This window comes from Oceanicola sp. S124 (genome assembly GCF_000220565.1).
GTDB lineage: Bacteria > Pseudomonadota > Alphaproteobacteria > Rhodobacterales > Rhodobacteraceae > Pseudooceanicola.
In genome coordinates this window covers 1-3,847 of sequence record NZ_AFPM01000134.1, presented here as the reverse complement: position 1 = coordinate 3,847, position 3,847 = coordinate 1, and the positions used below count along the sequence as shown (strand labels likewise).

General features: G+C 66.7%; 4 protein-coding genes. All 4 read left to right on the top strand.

Annotated features, from left to right (window positions below; genetic code table 11):
- A partial coding sequence (gene dnaA / locus OS124_RS0109425) for a chromosomal replication initiator protein DnaA (protein WP_010139296.1) occupies positions 1-1,024 on the top strand: 1,024 nt, incomplete at its 5' end.
- Positions 1,025-1,272: 248 nt separating this feature from the next.
- Entirely contained in the window at positions 1,273-2,391 is a 1,119-nt protein-coding gene (gene dnaN / locus OS124_RS0109420) for a DNA polymerase III subunit beta (protein WP_010139295.1), read from the top strand.
- Between the two features lie 67 nt (positions 2,392-2,458).
- Entirely contained in the window at positions 2,459-3,571 is a 1,113-nt protein-coding gene (recF, locus tag OS124_RS0109415) for a DNA replication/repair protein RecF (RefSeq protein ID WP_010139294.1), read from the top strand.
- A gap of 14 nt (positions 3,572-3,585) precedes the next feature.
- The coding region (locus OS124_RS0109410; RefSeq protein ID WP_443189682.1) for a VOC family protein at positions 3,586-3,847 on the top strand (262 nt) is incomplete at its 3' end.

Sequence of the window (3,847 nt, the reverse complement as noted above, 5' to 3'; positions counted from 1 at the left end):
GGATCCCCATTGCACCTTCGACAGCTTCGTCGTCGGCAAGCCGAACGAGCTGGCCCATGCCGCCGCCCGCCGCGTGGCCTCGGGCGGCGAGGTCGAGTTCAACCCGCTGTTCCTCTATGGCGGCGTCGGTCTCGGCAAGACCCACCTCATGCATGCCATCGCGCATGAGCTGAAGGTGTCCCAGCCGCATCTCAACGTGGTCTACCTCTCGGCCGAGCAGTTCATGTACCGCTTCGTGCAGGCGCTGCGCGAAAAGAAGATGATGGACTTCAAGTCGCTGTTCCGCACCGTCGACGTGCTGATGGTCGATGACGTGCAATTCATCGCCGGCAAGGATTCCACCCAGGAGGAATTCTTCCACACCTTCAACGCCCTGGTAGATCACAACAAGCAGATCATCATCTCGGGGGACTGCGCCCCGAACGAGATCAAGAACCTGCCGCCCCGCATCTCGTCGCGCCTGTCCTCGGGCCTGGTCGTCGACCTGCACCCGACCGACTACGAGTTGCGCCTGGGCATCCTGCAATCCAAGGTCGCGGCCTTCCGCCTGAAGCACCCCGACCTGGAAGTCGCCGACGGCGTGATGGAATTCCTGGCGCATCGCATCAGCACCAACGTCCGGGTACTGGAAGGTGCACTGACCCGCCTGTTTGCCTTCGCCTCGCTCGTCGGTCGCGAAATCACGCTGGAGCTGACGCAGGACTGCCTCAGCGACGTGCTGCGCGCCTCGGAACGCAAGATCACCATCGAAGAGATCCAGCGCCGCGTCGCCGAGCACTACAACATCCGTCTGTCGGACATGATCGGCCCCAAGCGCGTGCGCAGCTTCGCCCGTCCGCGCCAGATCGCCATGTATCTGTGCAAGAAGCTGACCTCGCGCTCTCTGCCCGAGATCGGTCGCCGCTTCGGGGGCCGCGACCACACCACCGTGATGCACGGCGTGAGACGCATCGAAGAGCTGATGATCCAGGACGCCCAGATCGCCGACGATCTGGAAATGCTGCGCCGCTCGCTGGAAGCGTAACCCGGCACGGATTGTGAAAGGCCCGGCCATTGCGCCGGGCCTTTTCCGTTTGCCCCACCCCGGCCGGCTGCCCCGATCCGTTTCTGCGGCGAGACCGGGCAGGGGATCGCGCCCCCTGTGGCCTGAGCGCACCGTGCGCGGCAAGCTGCCCGATTTCGCATGGAAATCGGCAAATTCCCGTTGTACCGCGCGCAAATTCAGCTAGTTTTCGGGTCCCGGACTGGCGGGAAAAGACAGGGGTGATGACCATGAAATTCAGCATCGAGCGTGCCGCGCTTCTCAAGGCCGTCGCCCAGGCGCAGTCCGTCGTCGAGCGGCGCAACACGATCCCGATCCTGGCCAACGTGCTGATCGAGGCCGAGGGCAGCGACGTCATGTTCCGCGCCACCGACCTGGATATCGAGGTGGTCGACAAGGCCCCCGCCATGGTCGAACGCGCGGGTTCCACCACTGTCGCCGCCGTGACCCTGCACGAGATCGTCCGCAAGCTGCCCGATGGCGCCATGGTCACCCTCTCCGAGGATGGCGCGGCGGGACGCCTGACGGTGCAGGCCGGCCGGTCGAACTTCAACCTGGCGACCCTGCCCAAGGAAGATTTCCCGGTCATGGCCTCGTCGGAGTACACGTCGAACTTCTCGGCCCCCGCCCCGGTGCTGCGGCGGCTGTTCGACAAGTCGAAATTCGCGATTTCCACCGAGGAAACCCGCTATTACCTGACCGGCGTCTACATGCATGTCGCCGAGGGCGACGAAGGCCGCGCCCTGCGCTGCGTCGCGACCGACGGCCACCGCCTGGCCCGCATCGACGCCAAGCTGCCCGAGGGCGCCGAGGGAATGCCCGGCGTGATCGTGCCCCGCAAGACCGTGGGCGAGCTGCGCAAGCTGCTGGACGATGACGAGATGCAGATCGCCGTCTCGGTTTCGGAAACCAAGGTACGTTTCGCCACGCCGCAGATCACCCTGACCTCGAAGGTCATCGACGGCACCTTCCCCGACTACTCGCGCGTGATTCCCACCGGCAATACCCGCCGCCTGGAAGTCGATGCCGCCGAATTCGCCAAGGCCGTCGACCGCGTCGCCACCGTCAGCTCGGAACGCTCGCGCGCCGTGAAACTGTCGCTGGACGAAGACCGCCTGGTGCTCTCCGTCAACGCGCCCGACTCTGGCGCCGCCGAGGAAGAGCTGGCCGTGGCCTATGCCGACGAGCGGCTGGAGATCGGCTTCAACGCCAAGTACCTGCTCGAGATCGCCTCTCAGGTCGACCGCGAGAACGCCGTCTTCATGTTCAACTCGTCCGGTGACCCGACCCTGATGCGCGAAGGCAATGACCTGAGCGCGGTCTATGTCGTCATGCCGATGCGCGTGTAAGGGTCATCGCTGTCGCGATTGCCTTCGGCGAGAGTTTTTTAGCCATAGAGTATGAGGGGTTTGGCCAATGGGACGGCTCTGTCTGACCCGGCTGGACCTGTCGCATTTCCGCTCGTGGCGGCGCGGCAGCCTGTCGGCTGATGGGCGCCCCGTGGCGATCTGGGGCCCGAACGGCGCCGGCAAGACCAATATCCTAGAAGCCGTGTCCATGTTCTCGCCCGGGCGGGGGCTGCGCCGTGCCGCCGCCGAAGAGATGGTGCGCCGCCCCGAGGCGATCGGCTGGAAGCTGTCGGGCGTGCTGCGCAGCCTGCACCAGGTCCACGAGGTCGAGATGCAGCTTGAGCCGGGGCAATCCCGCGCCCTGCGCATCGACGACAAGGCGGCCGCCCAGCTGGCGCTCGGGCGCATTGGCCGGGTGCTCTGGCTGGTGCCCTCGATGGACCGGCTTTGGACCGAAAGCGCCGAGGGGCGGCGGCGGTTTCTCGACCGCATGGTGCTGTCCTTCTTCCCCACCCATGCCGACGCCAGCCTCGCCTATGAAAAGGCCATGCGCGAGCGCAACCGCCTGCTGAAGGACATGGTGCGCGACGCCCATTGGTATACCGCGCTGGAACGCCAGATGGCCGAGGCGGGCGAAGAGATCACGCTGAACCGGCTGAAGGCGCTGCATCTGGTCGCCGAGGCGACAGAGGAGGCCGAGACCGCCTTTCCCGCGCCGCAGCTCTCGCTGTCGCACCCCGAAGGCGCGATGCCGCAGAGCGCACCCGAACTGCAGGCCGGCTACGAGGAAAGCCGCCGTCGCGACATGGCCGCCGGGCGCACCCTGCTCGGGCCGCATCGCGTCGACATGGAGGCCTTCTGGGCGGTGAAGGGCATCCCCGCCCGGGATGCCTCGACAGGCGAGCAGAAGGCGCTGCTGGTCAGCCTGATCCTGGCCAATGCGCGCGGGCTGGCGCGGGATTTCGGCGCGCCCCCGATCCTGCTGCTGGACGAGGTCGCGGCCCATCTGGATGCCGGGCGCCGCGCCGCGCTTTACGACGAGATCTGCGCGCTTGGCGCCCAGGCCTGGATGACCGGCACCGGGCCGGAACTGTTTGAAGGACTGGGCGACAGGGCGCAGTATCTGGAAGTCACCGAAGAGTCCGGCGAAAGCCGCGCCGAGGAAAGGACCGCCCCATGACCGACACCCCTGCCCTGCCCGTGCAACGGGTCACCCTGATCACCCTCGGCGTCGAGGATCTGGCGCGGGCGCGGGCCTTCTATGCCGCCCTCGGCTGGCGCCCTGCCGAAGAGCAGGAGGGCGTCTCGTTCTACCAGATGGACGGGCTGCTTCTGGGGCTGTTCGGGCGTGCCGATCTGGCCAAGGACCAGGGACGGCCCGGTGCGGCGCTTGGCACCGGGGCGATGACGCTGGCGCAGAACTTCCACGACCGGGCCGGGGTGGATGCGGCCTATG

Excerpts from the sequence above, each read along its gene's own strand:
- recF (WP_010139294.1), top strand. The coding sequence starts at position 2,459 with ATGGGACGGCTCTGTCTGACCCGGCTGGACCTGTCGCATTTCCGCTCG.
- dnaN (WP_010139295.1), top strand. The coding sequence starts at position 1,273 with ATGAAATTCAGCATCGAGCGTGCCGCGCTTCTCAAGGCCGTCGCCCAG.